Annotated in this window: 18 protein-coding genes and 1 pseudogene; 13 read left to right on the top strand and 6 right to left on the bottom strand. The window is 73.8% G+C overall.

Annotation, left to right across the window (positions count from 1 at the left end):
• The 4 genes and pseudogenes from F6X68_RS12130 to F6X68_RS12145 all read left to right on the top strand — a co-directional run.
• A pseudogene (locus F6X68_RS12130) lies at nucleotides 1-235 on the top strand (glycosyl transferase family 1); the annotation flags it as partial.
• The gene (locus F6X68_RS12135) at nucleotides 232-1,803 is read left to right on the top strand and encodes a glycosyltransferase family 2 protein (RefSeq protein ID WP_151454368.1); all 1,572 of its coding nucleotides are present in this window, start codon (nucleotides 232-234) and stop codon (nucleotides 1,801-1,803) included. The pseudogene F6X68_RS12130 and the gene F6X68_RS12135, both read left to right, overlap by 4 nt.
• Nucleotides 1,804-1,807: 4 nt before the next feature.
• A complete protein-coding gene (locus tag F6X68_RS12140; RefSeq protein ID WP_151454369.1) occupies nucleotides 1,808-3,091 on the top strand; it encodes a nucleotide sugar dehydrogenase in 1,284 nt (427 codons plus the stop codon).
• Between the two features lie 175 nt (nucleotides 3,092-3,266).
• A complete protein-coding gene (locus tag F6X68_RS12145) occupies nucleotides 3,267-5,012 on the top strand; it encodes a CDP-glycerol glycerophosphotransferase family protein (RefSeq protein ID WP_151454370.1) in 1,746 nt (581 codons plus the stop codon).
• A 57-nt stretch (nucleotides 5,013-5,069) separates the two neighbouring features.
• Here F6X68_RS12145 and F6X68_RS12150 read toward each other — a convergent pair whose 3' ends face one another.
• Nucleotides 5,070-5,612 (bottom strand): acyltransferase, encoded by a 543-nt coding sequence (locus F6X68_RS12150; protein WP_151454371.1) that lies wholly within the window; start codon nucleotides 5,610-5,612, stop codon nucleotides 5,070-5,072.
• A 159-nt stretch (nucleotides 5,613-5,771) separates the two neighbouring features.
• The gene (locus F6X68_RS12155) at nucleotides 5,772-6,110 is read right to left on the bottom strand and encodes a DUF952 domain-containing protein (RefSeq protein WP_151454372.1); all 339 of its coding nucleotides are present in this window, start codon (nucleotides 6,108-6,110) and stop codon (nucleotides 5,772-5,774) included.
• Nucleotides 6,111-6,224: 114 nt separating this feature from the next.
• Here F6X68_RS12155 and F6X68_RS12160 point away from each other — a divergent pair, with 114 nt between their 5' ends.
• The 3 genes from F6X68_RS12160 (at nucleotide 6,225) to F6X68_RS12170 (ending at nucleotide 8,789) form a co-directional block, all read left to right on the top strand.
• Nucleotides 6,225-6,536, top strand: coding sequence for a hypothetical protein (locus F6X68_RS12160; protein ID WP_151454373.1), 312 nt, complete (start codon nucleotides 6,225-6,227; stop codon nucleotides 6,534-6,536).
• Nucleotides 6,537-6,668: 132 nt separating this feature from the next.
• On the top strand, nucleotides 6,669-7,325 hold the full coding sequence (locus tag F6X68_RS12165; RefSeq protein WP_132235788.1) for a response regulator transcription factor: 657 nt from the start codon (nucleotides 6,669-6,671) through the stop codon (nucleotides 7,323-7,325).
• 9 nt (nucleotides 7,326-7,334) lie between these two features.
• Nucleotides 7,335-8,789, top strand: coding sequence for an ATP-binding protein (locus F6X68_RS12170; protein WP_151454374.1), 1,455 nt, complete (start codon nucleotides 7,335-7,337; stop codon nucleotides 8,787-8,789).
• Nucleotides 8,790-8,799: 10 nt separating this feature from the next.
• Here F6X68_RS12170 and F6X68_RS12175 read toward each other — a convergent pair whose 3' ends face one another.
• The 4 genes from F6X68_RS12175 to F6X68_RS12190 form a co-directional block, all read right to left on the bottom strand.
• A complete protein-coding gene (locus F6X68_RS12175) occupies nucleotides 8,800-9,774 on the bottom strand; it encodes a TAXI family TRAP transporter solute-binding subunit (protein ID WP_370518940.1) in 975 nt (324 codons plus the stop codon).
• A gap of 136 nt (nucleotides 9,775-9,910) precedes the next feature.
• Nucleotides 9,911-10,585 carry a hypothetical protein gene (locus F6X68_RS12180; RefSeq protein ID WP_151454376.1) on the bottom strand — a complete coding sequence of 225 codons (675 nt, stop codon included), beginning with the start codon at nucleotides 10,583-10,585 and terminating at the stop codon, nucleotides 9,911-9,913.
• Nucleotides 10,586-10,686: 101 nt separating this feature from the next.
• The gene (gene yaaA / locus F6X68_RS12185) at nucleotides 10,687-11,484 is read right to left on the bottom strand and encodes a peroxide stress protein YaaA (RefSeq protein ID WP_151454377.1); all 798 of its coding nucleotides are present in this window, start codon (nucleotides 11,482-11,484) and stop codon (nucleotides 10,687-10,689) included.
• 61 nt (nucleotides 11,485-11,545) lie between these two features.
• Nucleotides 11,546-13,165: a hypothetical protein gene (locus F6X68_RS12190; RefSeq protein WP_151454378.1), complete on the bottom strand. Its 1,620-nt coding sequence runs from the start codon at nucleotides 13,163-13,165 to the stop codon at nucleotides 11,546-11,548.
• 180 nt (nucleotides 13,166-13,345) lie between these two features.
• Between F6X68_RS12190 and F6X68_RS12195 the strand changes: the two genes are divergently transcribed.
• From F6X68_RS12195 to F6X68_RS12215, 6 genes are all read left to right on the top strand, one after another.
• Nucleotides 13,346-14,386 (top strand): App1 family protein, encoded by a 1,041-nt coding sequence (locus F6X68_RS12195; protein WP_132235800.1) that lies wholly within the window; start codon nucleotides 13,346-13,348, stop codon nucleotides 14,384-14,386.
• 164 nt (nucleotides 14,387-14,550) lie between these two features.
• Nucleotides 14,551-14,928: a PadR family transcriptional regulator gene (locus F6X68_RS12200; protein ID WP_151454379.1), complete on the top strand. Its 378-nt coding sequence runs from the start codon at nucleotides 14,551-14,553 to the stop codon at nucleotides 14,926-14,928.
• Nucleotides 14,929-14,930: 2 nt separating this feature from the next.
• Entirely contained in the window at nucleotides 14,931-15,602 is a 672-nt protein-coding gene (locus tag F6X68_RS12205) for a hypothetical protein (protein ID WP_151454380.1), read from the top strand.
• A gap of 196 nt (nucleotides 15,603-15,798) precedes the next feature.
• Entirely contained in the window at nucleotides 15,799-15,930 is a 132-nt protein-coding gene (locus tag F6X68_RS34645) for a hypothetical protein (protein ID WP_255474748.1), read from the top strand.
• On the top strand, nucleotides 15,927-16,427 hold the full coding sequence (locus tag F6X68_RS12210) for a hypothetical protein (protein WP_151454381.1): 501 nt from the start codon (nucleotides 15,927-15,929) through the stop codon (nucleotides 16,425-16,427). The genes F6X68_RS34645 and F6X68_RS12210 overlap by 4 nt, the downstream gene beginning before the upstream one ends.
• Before the next feature lie 178 nt (nucleotides 16,428-16,605).
• The gene (locus tag F6X68_RS12215; protein WP_225852161.1) at nucleotides 16,606-18,630 is read left to right on the top strand and encodes a family 10 glycosylhydrolase; all 2,025 of its coding nucleotides are present in this window, start codon (nucleotides 16,606-16,608) and stop codon (nucleotides 18,628-18,630) included.
• Nucleotides 18,631-18,703: the final 73 nt, after the last annotated feature.

An 18,703-nucleotide genomic window follows, 5' to 3' on the forward strand; every position in this document is an offset into this window, starting at 1 on the left:
GTTCCGGGCGGAGGATGTGGGGGACTTCGTGCGGGTGGTGCGTGCGGTGTTGGGGGATCCGGGGCGTTATCGGGAGGCGTACGAGCGTCCGGGTTTGTTGGAGTCGTGGACGTGGGAGGCGCAGGCGCGGGTGCTCGACGGTGTCTACTCCCGACTGCTGCCCGCCGGCCGCGGTGCCGGCGGTGACGACACCACCCCGGGCGCCGAGCCGCCAGCCCTGCGGGTCGGCGCGTGACCACGCCCGACGTGACGGTGGTGACGGCCGTCTACAACACGATGCCGGACCTGACCCGGTGCCTGACCTCCCTGGTGGAGCAGACCATCGGGCTGGACCGGCTGGAGGTCGTCGCGGTCGACGACGGCTCCACCGACGGCAGCGGCGCCGAGCTGGACCGCTTCGCGGCGGCGTACCCGGGCACCGTGAAGGTGCTGCACCAGGCGAACTCGGGCGGCCCCGCCGCCCCCAGCAACCGTGCGCTGGAGCACGCCACCGGCCGCTACGTCCTGTTCATCGGCGCCGACGACCACCTCGGGCCGGAGGCGCTGGCCCGGATGGTCGCCGCGGCCGACGAGTGGGGCTCCGACGTGCTGCTCGGCCGGATGGTCGGGGTCAACGAACGCTACGTCCACCAGGCGATCTTCGAGAGCACCCGGGCCGAGGTGGACCTCTTCGCCTCCGCGCTGCCGTTCGCCCTGTCCAACACCAAGCTGTTCCGGCGCGACCTGATCGAGAAGTACGCGCTGCGCTACCCGGAGGACATGCCGGTCGGCAGCGACCAGCCGTTCACTCTGGAGGCGTGCCTGCGGGCCGGGCGCATCTCGGTGCTCGCCGACTACGACTACTACTACGCGGTCAAGCGGCTCAACGCCGGCAACATCACCTACCGCAGCAACCACCTCGCCCGGCTGCGCGGCGTCGAGCGCGTCGTCGAGGTGGTGGCGGAGCTGATCGAGCCCGGCGAGCGGCGCGACGCGGTGCTGTACCGGCACTTCACCTGGGAGATCGCCAAGCTGCTCCAGGACGACTTCCTGACGCTGGAGCCCGACGTCCAGGAACAGGTCCGCGCGGGCGTGGCCAACCTGGCCCGCAAGCACCTCACGGATCCCATCCGTGACCGGCTGGGCGTCACCGCCCGGGTGCGCATCGGCGCCGCCTGGCTCGGGTCGCTCGCCGACCTGCGGGCGGTGATCAGGCAGGACGTCGAGGAGGGGCTGCCGCCCACGGTGGTGCAGGACGAGCGCTGGTACGCCCTGTACCCTGGCTTCGGCGACCCCCGTTCCGCCCTGTCCGAGGAGTGGTTCGAGGTCAGCCGGTCCGACCCCAAGTGGCTCGCCCGGCTGGAGGCGGTCTCCGCGACCTGGTCCCCCGACCGGGGCGGGGAGAGGACGCTGACGGTCGCCGCGCGCAGCCCCTGGCCGGAGCTCGCCGAGCTCGCCGACGGCGGGCTCACCTTCAAGGTGGGTTCGGCCGCCGGCACGGTCACCGGCCTGACGGAGGACCCGCTGGGGACCACCGTCCGGGTCACGTTCCGGGCCGTCGACCTGCTCGCCGGCCTCCCGCCCGGAGGGCGGACCCGGACCGTCCGGGTCACCGCCGTGGCGGCCGGGGAGAGCGGTTCCACCCCGCTGCGCGGGCCACGTCCGCCGGTCCGGCAGCGGGTGCTCCACCGACACGGCGGACAGCTGTACGTGTTCACCACGACCACGAACCACAAGGGCCACCTGGTGATCGCCGTCTCGCCGGTGACGCTGCGCCGGGTGGTGGCCCGCCTGCGGCGCAGGCTTCCACTAGGAGGAAAGTAGTTCCATGAACATCTGCGTCGTCGCGCTGGGGAAGATCGGTCTGCCGCTCGCCGTGCAGTTCGCCACGAAGGGCCACCGGGTGATCGGTGCCGACGTCTCCGAGCGGGTCGTCGGGCTGGTCAACGACGGGGCGGTGCCCTTCCCGGGCGAGACCGACCTGGACGTCAAGCTCAAGGAGACCGTCGCCGCCGGGCTGCTGACCGCCACCACCGACACCGCCGCCGCGGTCGCCGAGTCCGAGGCGGTCGTGGTGGTCGTGCCGCTCTTCGTGGACGCCGAGGGCGTGCCGGACTTCGGCTGGATGGACGACGCGACCCGCGCCATCGCCGCCGGCCTCAAGCCGGGCACCCTGGTCAGCTACGAGACCACCCTGCCGGTCGGCACCACCCGCAACCGCTGGGCGCCGATGCTCGAGGAGGGCTCGGGGCTGACCGCGGGCAAGGACTTCCACCTGGTCTTCAGCCCCGAGCGGGTGCTCACCGGCCGGGTCTTCGCCGACCTGCGCCGCTACCCGAAGCTGGTCGGCGGCGTCGACGAGGCGTCGGCGGAGCACGGCGTGCGCTTCTACGAGGCGGTGCTGGACTTCGACGAGCGGCCCGACCTGGCGCAGCCCAACGGCGTCTGGGACCTCGGCTCCGCCGAGGCGTCCGAGCTGGCCAAGCTGGCCGAGACGACCTACCGGGACGTCAACATCGGGCTGGCCAACCAGTTCGCCCGGTTCGCCGACACCGTCGGCGTGGACGTCACCAAGGTCATCGCGGCGTGCAACACCCAGCCGTACAGCCACATCCACCAGCCGGGCATCGCGGTCGGCGGGCACTGCATCCCGATCTACCCCCGGATGTACCTGTGGAACGACCCGGCGGCCACCGTCGTCCGCTCGGCCCGCGAGGCCAACGCGGCCATGCCGGAGTACGCGGTGGACCTGCTCGCCGCCGCCTACGGCGACCTGACCGACGTCGGGGTGCTGGTGCTGGGCGCCGCCTACCGGGGCGGCGTCAAGGAGACGGCCTTCTCCGGTGTCTTCCCGACCGTGGACGCGCTGCGGCGGCGCGGTGCCCGGCCGTACGTCTCGGACCCGATGTACACCGCCGAGGAACTCACCGCGCACGGCCTGCCGCCGTACGACGGTGAGCCGCTCGGCGCGGCCGTCGTGCAGGCGGACCACGCGGAGTACCGCACCCTCAGCCCGGCCGACCTGCCCGGCGTGACCGTCCTGGTCGACGGCCGCCGGGTCACCGACGCGGCCCGCTGGGCCGGCGTGCGGCGGGTGGTCATCGGCGGCTGATCCGCCGTCGCGTCACGGGGCCCCGGTCGACAACGGCCGGGGCCCCGTCGCGTCGAGCGGGGTGCCGCCGTGGCCCGCTGGTGGGCTGCGCGACACCCCGGCAATACTCGAAGGACATGCCACGTTAAGGTCGCACCTGCCCGGATTCGCCGGTGATCGATAGGGGAGTGTGTCTTTGTTCAGCAAACTGCGCAGGCAGCCGGACGCCGGCCTCATCGGCGCGCTACTGCTGTCGTACGCCGTCATGGTGCTGGCCGGGGCCCTCGGCTGGATGATCCCCTTCGCGGTCGCCGGCCTGGCCGTGGCCGCCGGTGAACTCACCCTGCTGCGCCGCCCGGCGGGCGGGGTACTGCTGGACAAGGCCGGGATCGGGAGCCTGTACCGGCACCTGGCCCGGGACCTGGCGGTCGTCCTGCTGATCGTGACGACGGTCCGCCCCGGCCCGACGGCGCTGGTCCTGGTGCTGCTGCTGCCTGCGGCGCTGCTGGCGCTCGCCCTCGGCACGGGGGTGCTGGCGCGCCTCGGCGAGCGGGGCGCCGCCGCCGTCGCCTTCGTCCGCAACATCGAGGTCGGGCGGTCCTCCGGGGCGCCCCGACCGCCGGCCTGGGCCGTCGCCCTCGAGGGCGACCGGCTGCCCCTGCTCAACCTGCTGCTGGTGCCGGCGGCCGTGGTCGCGGTGCTGGCCGACGACGTGGCGCCGGTGGTGCTCACCGCGGCGGTCACCCTGGTGGCGGGGGCGCTGGTCGCCGCCGTGCTCGCGCTGACCTGGCTGCGCGGGCGCGGCCGGGCCACCTCGGCGCTGCCGGCGGTGCAGAGCTGGCTCGCCCGCGAGCAGCCGGACCTGGCGCTCTACTTCGCCGGCCCCGTCAAGGACGTCTACCAGGCCAACATGTGGCTCGCCCCGGTCGAGGCGACCGGCCGGCGGGCGGTGGTGCTGATGCGCCAGGAGGAGGCGTTCCGGGCGCTCGCCGACACCCGCCTGCCGGTGGTCTGCGTACCCGCCGGCACCGACTTCATGAACCTCGAACTGGGCAGCCTCCGGGCCGCCCTCTACGTGGCGAACGTCGGCGCCAACATCCACCTGCTGCGCGAGCCGGGCGTGAAGCACGTCTTCGTCGGCCACGGCGACAGCGACAAGCAGGCCAGCGTCAACCCCTACAGCAAGGTGTACGACGAGGTCTGGGTGGCCGGTCCGGCGGGGCGGGAACGCTACGCCCTCAGCGGCGTCGGCGTGCTCGACCGCGACATCGTCGAGATCGGCCGGCCGCAGCTGGCCGGCGTGCACACCTTCGGCTCGACGGCCACGGAGCGACCGTTCACCGTGCTCTACGCCCCGACCTGGGAGGGCTGGCTGGAGGAGGAGGTCTACCACACCTCCGTGGTGCTGATGGGCGAGCGGATCGTCGCCGGCCTGCTGGCGACCCCCGGGGTGCGGGTGATCTACAAGCCGCACCCGCTCACCGGCAGCCGGTCGGCGAAGGCCCGGTCGGCCAACGACCGGATCATCCGTCGGATCCGGGCCGCCGGCGGGCAGAGCGACGCGACCTCGCTGGCCGGCGACGCGCACCTCGTGGTCAGCGGCCGGGCGCCGGGGCTGTTCGACTGCTTCAACCAGACCGACCTGCTGGTCAGCGACATCTCCAGCGTCGTCTCGGACTTCATGCAGAGCCAGCGGCCGTACGTCGTGGCGAACCCGGCCGGGGTGCCCGAGGACGAGTTCCGCCGCCGGTACCCCACCGCGCGGGCCGCGTACCTGCTCGGTGCGGACTGCGGGGAGCTGCCGAAGATCGTCGCGGTGACCCGGGCCGGTGACGACCCGATGACCGAGGCGCGTCGGGAGCTGAAGACGTACCTGCTGGGCCCGGACGAGCCGAACGCGATGGACCGGTTCCGGGCGGAGGTCGACCGGCTCTGCGGCTGACGCGTCGACGCGGGGGCGGTGTCCGGTGGTGCCGGTCACCGCCCCCGCGTCGTCCGTTCAGCCCCGCTGCGGCGGGTTCTCCACGTCCCGCGAGACGACCTCGCCGCGCTCGTCGACCCAGCCCTTCGGGCGCGCCGGGTTGCCGGCGACCAGCTGGTACGGCGCCACGTCCCGGGTCACCACGGAGCCGGCCGCGATCATCGCGTACTCGCCGACCTCGATGCCGCAGACGAGAGTGGCGTTGGCGCCGATCGAGGCGCCCCGGCGGACCAGGGTCGGCGTGATCGTCCAGTCCGGATTCTGCGCCCGGGGCCGGAAGTCGTTGGTGAAGACCGCGCACGGGCCGACGAAGACCTCGTCCTCGATGGTGACGCCCTGGTACACCGAGACGTTGTTCTGGATCTTGACCAGGTCGCCGACCGTCACGCCGGCGTCGACGTACACGTTGCGGCCGATGACGCAGCCGGCGCCGACCTGCGCCGAGGACCGGATGTGGGCAAGGTGCCAGACCTTCGTGCCGTCGCCGACGCGGGCACCCTCCTCGACGTCGGCCGTCGGGTGGACGAAGACGGAGGGGGGCAGGGAACTGCTGTCAGTCATCCTTCAACTCGCATGGCTCGGGGCGCGGCGTCGCGCCGTCGGTGATCCGCGTCGGCGTACGCCGGGCGGGCGTCGATCGCGCGGATCGGTTCTGCCACACCCGCCCCGGGGCGCGCGGGCGAGGCCGGGGGAGCGGACTCGGCGTAGCATAGCGACCCGTCAGGCGAGCAGCGCCGCCACCGCGTCGGCGACCGGCAGGTCCGCCGGCAGCGCGTCGGCGGCCATCACGGCGGGCACCGGCAGCGGGCCGTACAGGTGCGGGAAGAGCGCCCCGTCGCGCGACGGCTCCCAGCGCAGCGCGTCGCCCAGCCGGTCCGGGTCCACCGTCAGCAGGGTCAGCCCGGTGGCGCCCGCGAAGTACCGCCGGGCCGTACCGACCACCTGGTCGGCGCCGGAGAGGTGGATGAAGCCGGACTGCCGGTCCAGCGCCGTACCGTCGAGGTGGCCGGCGGCCAGCGCGTCGTCCCACTCGGTGGTGGTGAGGAGCTTGTAGATCACCCCGGCAGCCTACGCGCGGCCGGTCCCGCCGGCGGCCGTCCCGGTTTCCCGGTACCGCCCCGGTGCCCGCCGCCGCCCGGCATGCTCGGGGCAGCGGGCCGCGGAGGGATGGCGATGGAGAGCTACGACGAGGACTGGACCGACAGCCAGCGGGCGCTGTACGACGAGTGCCACCGGGCGGGCGGCGAGTGGGCCGGCGACCCGGACACCCCGACCGAGGACGTGCAGCACGTGATCAACCTCGGCCAGGCGGACGACGACACCCTCCCGGACGCCGAGATCGACTATCCACCCCTGGTCGACGCGGTCACCCAGGCCACCGGCGAGATCGTCACCAGCGTGCCCGCCAGCCACCACGACCCCGGCTTCCGGGGCTTCGTCGACGGGGTCCGCGACGCCACGGCCGACGAGGTCTTCGGTCTCTGATCCGGCCGGCCTGCCCCGCCGGGGGCGGGCCGCACCTCCGACCGGGGAGCGGTCGGCGTGGGACCGGCCCTCCCGCCGCGAGCGGGTTTCTGCCACCATTCGGGTCGACAAGCCGACGAATGGGGGCCCCGGGTGCGCATCCTGCTGGTCGAGGACGACCGCCGGGTGGCCGCCGCGCTCTCCTCCGCCCTCACCCGCCGGGGGTACGAGGTGGAGCACGCCGCGACCGTCGCCGCGGCCCTCTGTGCCGCCCCCTGCGACCTGGTGCTGCTGGACCTGACCCTGCCCGACGGCGACGGCACCGACCTGTGCCGGGAGCTGCGGCGGCGCAGCAGCCAGCTCGGCATCATCGCGGTGACCGCCCGGGGCGAGGAACGGGACCGGGTGCTCGGCCTGCGGCTCGGCGCGGACGACTACGTGGTCAAGCCGTTCTCCATGACCGAACTCCAGGCGCGCATCGAGGCGGTGCTGCGCCGCGCGGCGCACGCCGTGCCGGAGCGCAACCTGATCGAGGTGGGGCCCGTACGCGTCGACGTGGCCGCCCGGACGGTCACCGTCGGGGGCCGGCCGGTGGCGCTGACCCGCAAGGAGTTCGACGTCCTGCTCTCCCTGGCCCGGCAGCCCGGCGTGGCGGTGGCCCGGGAACGGATCCTGCTCGACGCCTGGGGCTCGACCTGGGGCGACGGGCACACGGTCGAGGTGCACGTCGGCTCGCTGCGTGGCAAGCTGGGCGACCCCGGCCTGGTGGAGACCGTACGCGGGGTCGGCTACCGCCTGCGCGGCGAGTGAGGGGACGCCGTGCGACGTCGGCTGGTGATCAGCTATCTGCTGTTGATGGTGCTGGTGCTGATCGCGTTGGAGACCCCGCTGGCGATCACCCTGGCGAACCGGGAGACCGACCGGGTACGCGCCGACCGGCTCGCCGACGCCACCCGGTTCGCCTCGCTGGCTGGTCCGGCGCTGCGCGGCGGCACCCCCGGCCCGCTCGCCAACGAGCTGCGCAGCTACGACGCCCTGTACGACATCGGTGCGGCGGTGGTCGACCGGGAGCGTCGGACGGTGGCGGCCTCCGGGAGCTGGCGGATGGCCCCGGGTTCCCGCGAGGCGTTGGACATGGCGCTCTCCGGCCAGCAGGCCAGCGGGCCGGACTCGGTCTGGCCGTGGGTCGACGGGCCGATCGTCGTGGCGGTGCCGATCAACGACGGCGGCGAGGTGCTCGGGGCGGTGGTCATCACCACCCCCGCCGATCCGGTCCGGCGGGCCGTGACCGTCTGGTGGCTGGCGCTGGCCGGAACGGGGCTGCTCGCCGTGCTGGCCTGCGTGCTGACCGCGTTCGGGCTGGCCGGCTGGGTGTTGCGCCCGGTCACCGAGCTGGACGCGGTCACTCATGAGATCGCCGAGGGGGACCGTGGCGCGCGGGTGCAACACCGGCTCGGCCCGCCGGAACTGCGTCGCCTGGCGACCAGCTTCAACCACATGGCCGACGTCGTCTCCGACGTGATGGACCGGCAGCGGGCCTTCGTCGCGCACGCCAGCCACCAACTGCGCAACCCGTTGACCGCGCTGCGGCTGCGCGTGGAGGAGCTGGGACCGAGCCTCACCGACGCGGACGGGCGTGCCGAGCACCAACTGGCACTGGAGGAGACCGACCGGCTGGCCCTCGTGCTGGACGCGCTGCTGACCCTGGCCCGCGCGGAGCGGCGGGAGAACCAGCGGGTCACCGTCGACGCGGCGGCCGTCGCCGCGTCCCGGGTGGCCGCCTGGGAGCCGCTCGCCCGGCACCACCGCATCATCCTCCGGCTGGTGGCCGGGGACGCCCCGGCGTACGCGCGGACCGTGCCGACCGCCATCGACCAGGCCCTGGACGCGCTGATCGACAACGGGGTCAAGTTCAGCGACGCCGGTGGCGAGGTGACGGTGACCGTCCGGCACGACGGCGATGGCACCGCGCTGGAGGTCCGCGACACCGGGCCGGGCATGACGGCGAGCCAGCTCGGGCAGGCGACCGAGCGGTTCTGGCGGGCCCCGGAGGTGCAGAACATCGACGGGGCCGGGCTGGGCCTCACCATCGTCGCCGTGCTGGTCGACGCCTCGGACGGGCGGCTCACCATGCGCGGGGGCGAGCCGCGCGGCCTGGTCGCCGGCCTCTGGTTCCCCGCCCCCGCCGACGCCGCTCCCGCCGCGTCGAGCCGCGACGGCGCTCCCGCGTCGCCCCGCGCCACCGGGCAGCTCGACAGCGGCGTCGGGGTGTAGCGGCGGCGGGTCAGGGCTTGGCGGCGCGGTACCAGTCGGCGGCGCCGGGGTGCAGCGGCAGGGGGGCGGTGGCGATGGCCGAGCGGGGGCTCATCCGGCCGGCGGCCGGATGAGCGGCGGCCAACTCCTGGCGGCGTTCCATCAGCAGCCGGGTCACCTCCCGGATCAGGGGCGTCGGCAGGTCGGCCCGGACGATCAGGAAGTTCGGGTTGGCCACCGTGGTCACCGGGTCGGTGCCGTACACCGAGCGGGGGATGTCGCGGGAGACGTAGACCTCCGGGTTGCTCTCGCGGAGCGGCCCGGTCCACTCGCCGAGGTCGACGATCCGGGTCGCGCTGTCGTCCGTGAGCTGCTCCAGCGCCCTGACCGGCAGCCCGCCGGAGAAGAAGAACGCGTCGATCGTGCCGGCCCGCAGCGCCGCGACCGAGTCGTCGAGGCCGAGGTGCTCCTGGCGTACCCGGTCACCACCGAGGCGGGCCACCTCCAGCAGCCGGACGGCGGTGATCTCGGTGCCGGAGCCGGGCGCGCCCACGGACACCCGCCGCCCGCGCAGGTCGTTCAGGGTGCGGACGGGACCGCCGGCGGTGGTGACCAGGTGCAGCAGGTCGTCGTAGACCCGGGCGACCGCGACCACGGACGGGTGCGTCGCCGGCGCCGCCGGCAGCACGTCGGCCTGGGTGAAACCCAGCTCGGCCTCGCCGGAGCCGACCAGCCGGACGTTCTCCGCCGAGGCGGCGGTCACCACCACGCTGGCCCGGACGTCCGGCAGTTCCCGGTTGAGCACGGCGGCCAGGGACTGCCCGAAGGCGTGGTAGACCGCCGTCGGGCTGCCGGTCGCGATCCGGATCCGTACCGGTGGCTCGGGAGCGTCCTGGCAGCCGGCGACGCCGGGCAACGCCACCACCAGCAGCAGCGCCAGCAGCGCCGGCGGGTGGACACGGCGCGGGCGGACACGGCGGAACCCGGTGCGACTCACGCGCTGCACTCTGCGCCGTGCGGGCCGTCGCCGCAACCCGCCGCCCACCGACCGGGCTAGGAACCCGGCGGGTGTCGGTGACGATGGTCAGCTCGCTGCGGTACGCGACCGGTCCGCAGCGCTGCCGAACGTGCTCACCCGGCAATCACGACCGCTCGCGCAGGTGGGCGGGATCCAGCGCGGTGCTGTGCAGGATCCGCTGGCGGTCCGGGCCGTCGGCGACACAGACCAGGTAACAGCCGGTGCCGGGGCGCAGCAGCGCCGGAACGTCCAGCAGGGCGGCCCCGCGTACCAGGATGGCGGCCAGTTCCCGGTCGGTGATCCGGACGCCGAGGATGTGCCGGCGGACGTGCCGCCCACCGGCGAGCAGGGCGGCCCGCCAGGCGGCGGCGGCCAGCCGGGGCCGCCACGCCCGCCGTACGGTCGACGCGCCCGGGACCGGCCCGCCCAGCAGCTCGCGCCGGCCCTGCCGCCAGCCGGCCTCCAGCGTCCTCGCGTACGCCGGCCGGTGCTGGTGCGGCACGGAGAGCCGGTGCAGCTCGAAGCGGCGGCGCAGGCCGCCCACGGTCACCTCGTGCTCGATGGGGACGTCCAGCCGGTGGAGGAGCTGACGCATGCGGTGCGCCGCCTCCTCCCGGTTGAACTCCACCGACGGGGGGCGGTGCTCCGCCGCCGGCCGGCGGGTGCCGACGACGGCCGGCGGGGGCGTGCAGCGCAGCAGGCAGGCGGCCTCGAACGCGTCCGCCAGGGTGGACCAGTCCAACGGCGGCGGCGTCGCGGGCAGGCGCGGCCGATCGAGCAGGATCTGTTCGGGAGCCAACTTGGGCACTCCTTGTCGGCGTCGGGGTCCCTCTACCGTGGTCGCTCGACGCCGCCGGGGAAACCGATCGGCCCCAGCCTTGAGGAAATCTTGCGGCTGTCCTACAGCTCCGTGACGATCACGTCGACCTGGCGTGGCCGACCGGGCGGGGCGGGCTGCTCCAGCACCGGATACTTCAGGTCGCGCAGCGCGGTCAGCAGCCCGCCGACGGTACGCGGCCGGATGCCCGCCGTCAGCAGGTCGCGGACCAGCCGGCCCTTGGTCGCCTTGTTGAAGTGGCTCACCACCGACCGGACGGGCACGCCGTCGACCTCGCGTTCGTGCAGCACCCGGACGGTCACGGTGCGGTCGGCCACCTCGCCGCGCGGCGCCCAGGTGGCCGCGTACGCGCCGGAGCGCAGGTCGAGCACCGGCCCGTCGCCGGCCGCCGCGGCCATCGCCGGCGCGAGCGCCCGCCGCCAGTACGCCGACAGCGCGCCGAGCCCCGGCAGCCGCGCCCCGATCGGGCACCGGTAGGGCGGGATCCGGTCGGTGAGGCGTACCGCGCCCCAGAGCCCCGAGCTGATCAGCACCGACCGGCGGGCGGCCCGCTGCGCGGTCGCCGGCAGCGAGGCGAGATCGAGCGCCTCGTAGAGCACCCCGGTGTAGACGCGGCCGGCGGGCGCGGTGGCCGCCGCCCGCAGCCGGGCGTTGCGGCGCAACTCGCCGCGCTGGCCCTCGCTGATCCCCAGCGCCGCCAGGGCCGCCCCCTCGTCGCCGTCGGCGCTGAGCGCGACCAGCGCCGTCAGCACCTCCTCCCGGGCGCCGGTCAGCTCCGGCAGGGAGAGCCCGGCGAGGTCGAGCCGCCGGCCGGTGCCGGCGTCGGCCTTCCCCTCGGAGGGCGGCAGCAGGATGAGCATCGGTGACTCCTCGGCTTGGCGCGGCGTCCGCGCGCCGGTCCGGCCAGCGTACGGGCCGGCCCTACCGCCACGGCCGCACCGGCGTCTGGGGGTGGTACACGCGATACCCGCCCACGTCGGCGACCAGCGCGGCGTCGGCCTGGTCGCCCAGCAGCCGGCGCAGCCGCCGTTCCGCCGCCGAGTCGGCCGCCAGCACGTACCCGGGCCGGTCGGCCCGCCCCACCTGCCGCCAGTACGCGGGATAGCGGTTCTGCCCGGGGGTGAGGTCGCCGTCGAGCACCGCGCACACCACCGCCTCGGCCGTGTTGAAGATCAGCCGGTTGCAGGTCCAGTAGTCCCCGTACACCTCGCGGGGGCCGCCCGTGCGGAGCGTGTCGGCCAGCTCGCGGGCCTGCCGCTCCTCGATCCGGGACGCCCCGGTGCCGGTGGCCGCGAACAGCACGGTGACCACCAGCGTGGTCGCGGCCAGCGCGGCGAGCACGGCGGTGGCCAGCGCGCCGGCCAGGCGGCCGAGCGCGCCGACCGTGCCCCGCCAGCAGGCGACCGCCGCCACCCAGAGCGGCCACAGCACCGCCGGCAGGGAGAGCTGGAGCACCGACAGGTAGCGGGCGTTGTCCAGCGGGCTGGTGGCCGCGAGAGGGCTGCGCACGTACGACAGCAGGGTCAACGCCGCGCCGACGACCAGCGAGAGGTGCACCACCGGGCCGACCCGCTCGCCGCGCGGGGCGCCCGCGGCCCGGCGGTACGCGAGGACGGCGAGCGCGGCGGCGACCACCAGCAGCACGGGGTAGAGCAGCCCGAACCAGCCCTGCCAACGAGCGCAGCCGTCGATCGGGCAGAGGCCGGCGGCGAGCGGCACCCCCTCCAACAGTCCGCCGTCGAGGCGCCGCGACCACGGCGGCGTCGGCCCGGCCTTGGTGCTGATCTCGCGGAACACCGACAGCGAGTCCTCGCCGGGCGGGGCGAGCAGGTTGTCCCGGATCATCGGCGCGATCCCAACGGCGAACCCGGCCAGCAGCAGCACCCCGGCCCAACCGAGCAGCTCCCGGCGGGCCACCCACGCCAGCACCAGCGCGGCCACCGCCAGGTAGGGCAGGATCAGCCAGTCCGACCAGACGGACACCCCGGCGAGCAGGCCGAAGAGCCCGACGGCCAGCCGGCGGTGCCGCACCGTTCCCCGGGCGAGGCCCACCGCGATCAGCAGCATCGCCAGCACCGCGACCTTGACCTCCGGGCGGCCGCCGACCACGGTCAGCTGGTCCCGGACGACCCGTTCCCCGCCGAGCGCCAGCAGGCCGACGATCCCGGTGGCGAACCAGGGCGAGCCGATCCGCCGGGTCAGCCGGTGGATCAGCCAGAGGAAGAGGGCGTAGAGCAGCAGCAGCGGCAGGCGCAGCAGCGGCCAGCCCGGCCCCGCCACCGCGATCAGCGGCGCGGCCAGGTACGACTCCAGCACCCCCATGTAGCGCTGCCCGTAGAGGAAGACCGGCAGCTCGCGGCCCTGCGCGATGTGCAGCGCGGCCAGCCCGAACGTCGCCTCGTCGCTGTTGGAGACGGGCACCGTGTGCAGGGTCAGGACCAGCCGGTAGCCGACCCCGGCGAGCCCGAGCATCAGCGCCACGAGCGCCGGCCGGTCTAGCTGCGGGCGCCACCGCCCACGCTTGCGCACTGGTTGCGACACGACCAACGCCCCCGTCGTCGTCCCGACCGGAGTGTTTCACGCCGTCGGGGCCGGCCGGGGCGGATCGGCGCAGCGCGGACGATCCGCCGGACCACGGCGGGCATGACGTCGGGCTTCCCGACGGCCGGGGAAGATCGCCTCGCGTGGCCGAGGTGGCCGGGTTGTGGCAGGGTTGCTGGCGTGCCACCCACTGCCGCCGGCCAGTTGGCCGTACCGAACCTGCACCGGGCCGCGCGGATCGAGGACGCCGTGCACTCGCTGGTCGAGCGCCGGCTGCGGCGCACCGGCTGGCGGACGAACGTCATCGCGTACACCGGCTACGGCGCGCCCGGCTGGGTGCGGGTGATGTGCCGGGTGCTGCTGGGTCGGCCGGACACCCGCCAGCGCGGCCGGCTGGAGAAGGTGCGCGGGTGGCGCAGCTTCACCACGCTGCCAGCCAAGCACGTCACGGTCACCATCGAGGCCGGCGGGGAACGGCACGAGGCGCGGGCCGACCGCAGCGGGTTCGTCGACGCCGTGGTCGAGGCGGACCTGCCGCCCGGCTGGGGCTCGGTGCGGATCAGCCTGCCGGACGCCGAGCCGGTCGAGGCGCCGGTGCGCATCCTCGACCCGGAGGTGCGCTTCGGCATCCTCTCCGACATCGACGACACGGTCATGGTCACCGCGCTGCCCCGGCCGCTGCTCGCCGCCTGGAACACGTTCGTCCTCGACGAGCACGCCCGCAACGCCGTGCCCGGCATGGCGGTGCTCTACGAGCGGCTGGTCACCGCGCACCCGGGCGCTCCGGTCTTCTACCTCTCCACGGGCGCCTGGAACGTGGCGCCGACGCTGACCCGGTTCCTGTCCCGGCACCTCTACCCGGCCGGCCCGCTGCTGCTGACCGACTGGGGACCGACCGCCGACCGCTGGTTTCGCAGCGGGCGGGAGCACAAGCGGGTCACCCTGGCCCGGCTGGCCAAGGAGTTCCCGGACGTGAAGTGGCTGCTGGTCGGCGACGACGGGCAGCACGACCCGGAGATCTACCGCGAGTTCGCCGCCGCCCACCCGGAGAACGTGGCCGGCGTGGGTATCCGCCGGCTCTCGCCCACGCAGGCGGTGCTGGCCGGTAGCCTGCCCACCCCGGCCGGCGAGTCGTCGGCGGGGCCGGTGGGGCAGAAGTGGCTCTCCGCGCCCGACGGCGCAGGGCTCTGGAAGCTGCTGCGCGACGCCGGCCTGGTCTGACGGACCGCCGACCGGCAGCCCTCCGAGCCTGTTTCTGACCGGGCCCCGCCGGGGCCGCACGGCATCGAGCCTGCCCCGCGGGCAGGTACCGCTCGCATCGCACTCATGGCCCCGCCGACTGCAACTACTTGGCAACGCATAATAGTCGAGGTAGTGTGTGCCGCATGATAGCGGCCGGCTCCGGGGCCTCCGACGACGGCGACAGGCAGACGCAGTTGCTGCGTGGCGCCCTCGACATGTGCCTGTTGGCCCTGCTCGCCAGGCGGGCGACGCATGGCTACGAGCTGGTCGGCCGACTTGAGGCGATCGGCATCGAGGGCGTCGGCTACGGCACGATCTACCCGCTGCTGACCCGGATGCGTCGTCTCGGCCTCGTCGTCGACGAGGTGCAAGCCAGCCCGACAGGGCCGCCCCGCAAGGTCTACGCGGTCACCGACGCCGGCCAGGAGCGTCTGGACGCGTGGCGGCGGCAGTGGACGCGGTTCGTCCACACCGTGAACACCGCTCTGACCGACTCCACCTCCGACAACGCAAGGAGTTGATTGTGGACGCCATCGACGAGGCCATGGTGGCTGCTGAACGGGAATGGCGGGCATGCGGCATTCGTCGCCGGGACCGCGCGGTGCTCGCTGCCGATCTCCGGCTGGAGTTGCGCTCAGCCGCCGCCGACGGTGTCACGCCGGAGCAACTCCTGGGCTCCGACCTTCGGGGGTTCGCGCGACAGTTGGCCGACGAGGCCGGAGTGCAGCGCGTTCGACACGAGTACGCCCGCCTGACGCAGACCGCCCTGACCGGCGCCGTGCTCGGTGCCTGCGTCGGTGCGATCGCGCTTGTCCTCGTGTACCCGATCCTGGTCGCGTGGATCGACGTGCCGCGCGGGTTCCGGATGCCGACCGTGCTGGCGGTCCTGCTCTACTACGGCACCGCAGCCGCGCTCGCCGTCGGCGGCGCGGTCATCGCGGTACGGGCGCGGCTGGGGCATCTGCCACGGATCCGGCAGACCGCGAACGCCATGATCGTGCTGCTGCCGATCGGCGGCGCGATCGCCATGCCGGTCACCATGGGGTTCGCCAGGGCGGTCGGCTACAGCACCCACCCGCTCATCATGGCCATCGAGGCCGCGCTCGTCGCTGCCGCCGTCACGGGTGCCACCCTTGTGGCCCGCAAGTGGTCGCTGCGTGACGGTGGCGGGTACGAAAGGGCGGTAGCGGCGTGAGGCCGGCTCAACGCATTCACGCAGCCTGCTGCGACGTGGTCGTGGGTGTCCTTCTCCTGCTAAGAAGCGGATGAGGAACAGGACGAACTGGGCAGGTGGCCTGACGCTGTGGCTGCTGTTCGGGATTCATGATGATCATGTTCAGCCTGAACCCCGTTGTCCCCTTGGGGGTGCGGCTTTTGTAGCACCTTGGGCCGTGGTCGGGCAGTTCGACGGTGGCCTGCTGCGGGGCCACCTCGGCCAGCCGGGCGGGGCGCCCGGGGCGGCACCGGGGTCGATCTCCAGCATCAGCAGAAACCTCCACTGGTTCGAGGTGGTCGCCAGTTGACGGCAGTGCAGAAGGTCCGGCGCGACTCTCGCGGCGTCAACGCTCTGCTCATGGCAGGGGTCTGCTTGATCGCGAGCGTCCTTCTCGGTGCCTGCGGGCAGACGGAGCCACCGCCGATCAAGGCCGATGACGTGCCGGGGACCTGGTGTTCCGGAAGCGGAGACCTGTTGACGGTGAAGAAGGAAGGTGAATTCGTTCTCACGAAGTTGTCGCATGACTTCTTCACCGTTCTTCACGATGATGACGAGTTCGCCGAAGGGTATGTGCTGGATCGGGATTTCGGTGGCAGGCGGCCTGCGGGCGGACATGGCCGTTGGTCCTATGATGATGCTGCCCGATCGCCCAGCCTCGATCTGGAATTCGAGGTGCTCGGCTCGTCGGCGAATGCAAGGTCTGCCGAGCTCAAAGTTCGCACAGTTGACGGCGATATCGGGCTTTTTGGCTACGACGGTGATCCTGACCAGGGTTATACCGTCCGATTCCTCCGCTGTGAGTAGGGGGCCCACTCCGCCGCTCGATGCCGCTCGATCGGCGGCAGGGTGGTCGGGGGCCAACGGCCTGCGATCGCCCACAGGCTGGGCCGGCAGCCTCACCGTCGGGTGCCGACGTGACCCCGGTCGGTGAAAATCGTGAAGGATACTTGCAAAGCGCCGCGGCAACGCTGAATATCTTTTCGTGCGTAGAGATTATGGTCGATACCTGTCCGGGCTGGCGCTGGTGGCGGCGCTGGCCCTCGGCGCGGCCGTCCCCACGGGCGCCCCCGCCTCCCGTCCCGCCACGCCGGAGACCGTGCCCGTCGCCGCCCGGGCGGCCTGCGTGACCGACCCGGCCACCCCGAAGCGGCAGCTGCGCGGCATGTGGATCGCCAGCGTGGCCAACATCGACTGGCCCAGCCGCACGGGGCTCACCCCCGCCGCCCAGCAGGCGGAGTACCGGGGCTGGCTCGACCTGGCCAAGCAGCGGCGGATGAACGCCGTCGTCGTGCAGATCCGCCCAGCCGCCGACGCGTTCTGGCCGTCGACGTACGAGCCGTGGTCGCAGTGGCTCACCGGCACCCAGGGCGGCAACCCCGGCTACGACCCGCTGGCCTTCATGGTGGCCGAGGCGCACGCCCGCAACCTGGAGTTCCACGCCTGGTTCAACCCGTACCGGGTGGCGAACCACACCGACCTGACCAAGCTGGCGGCCAGCCACCCGGCCCGCAAGAACCCGGGCTGGACCGTCACCTACGGCGGGCACATCTACTACAACCCCGGCATTCCCGCCGTCCGCGCCTTCGTGCAGGACGCGATGCTGGACGCCGTCAAGCGCTACGACATCGACGCGGTGCACTGGGACGACTACTTCTACCCGTACCCGGTCAGCGGGGTGGCGTTCCCCGACCAGGCCACCTACGCCCAGTACGGCGCCGGTTTCAGCACCATCGGCGACTGGCGGCGCAACAACGTCAACCTGCTGGTCCGGGAGATGCGTGACAAGATCCGGGCGGCCAAGCCGTGGGTGAAGCTGGGCGTCAGCCCGTTCGGCATCTGGCGCAACGCCGGCACCGACCCGCTCGGTTCGCGCACCACGGGCCTCCAGTCGTACGACGCGATCTACGCCGACACCCGGCGCTGGGTGCGGCAGGGGTGGGTCGACTACATCGCCCCGCAGATCTACTGGCACATCGGCCACCCTGCGGCCGACTACGCGGAGCTGGTCCGCTGGTGGTCCGAGACCGTGGCCGGCACGGACGTGCAGCTCCTCGTGGGGCAGGCCACCTACCGCGCGGGCGCGTCCGGGCAGGACGCCGCCTGGCAGGACCCGGCCGAGCTGACCGACCACCTCACGCTGAACCGCAGCTACCCGAGGATCGTCGGCGACATCCACTTCAGCGCCAAGGACGTCCGCGCGGACCGCATCGGCGCCGTCTCCCGGACGGCGACCGACCACTACCGCCGGCCCGCGCTGGCGCCGGCCGGGGTGGGCGGCGCCGCGCCCGCCGCCCCGAACCTCACCTCGGCGGTACGCGGCACCGGCGGCGTGACCCTCACCTGGCAGCGCGGCGCCACCGGCAGCACCGCCGCGTACGCGGTGTACCGGCTGCCCGGCGACGGCGCGGTCGACGCCTGCGACCTGGCCGACGCCCGCAACCTGCTCGGCACGGTCCGCGCCTCGGGCGGCACCGGGACGTTCACCGACGCCACCGCCGCGGTCGGCTCGACGTACCGCTACCTGGTGACGGCGCTGGACCGGCTGCACCACGAGAGCGCCGCGAGCAACGCGCGGGTGGTCACCGGCACCGGCGGTACGTTCAGTGTGATCGTGGACAACGCCACGGCCGGCGGCTTCACGGCCGCCGCCACCTGGGGCACGTCGTCGTACCTCCCGGCGCGCTACGGGGCCAACTACCGGTTCGCCAGCCCGCAGGCGGTCAGCGACCCGGCCTGGTTCACCGCGACGCTGCCCGCCGCGGGCTCGTACCGGGTCGAGGTCTGGTACCCGGCCGACCCCGGCTACAACAGCGCCACCCCGCACCTGGTGGCGACGGCGAACGGGAACGTGACCGCCACCGTCGACCAGCGCACCGGCGGCGGGCAGTGGCGGGTGCTCGGCACCTACGACCTTGCCGCGGGGACGCGCCAGGTCGTCGGGGTCAGCCGCTGGACCAGCACCCAGGGGTACGTCGTCGCCGACGCCGTCCGGATCACCCGCCTCTGAGCATGCCCGTTCCCCGGGGCGTCCCGCCGCCCCGGGGAACGGGCCGGCCAACGCTAGAGTCGGGCCGACAAAT

Origin of the sequence: Micromonospora sp. AMSO12t (genome assembly GCF_008806585.1) — a bacterium.
GTDB lineage: Bacteria > Actinomycetota > Actinomycetes > Mycobacteriales > Micromonosporaceae > Micromonospora > Micromonospora reichwaldensis.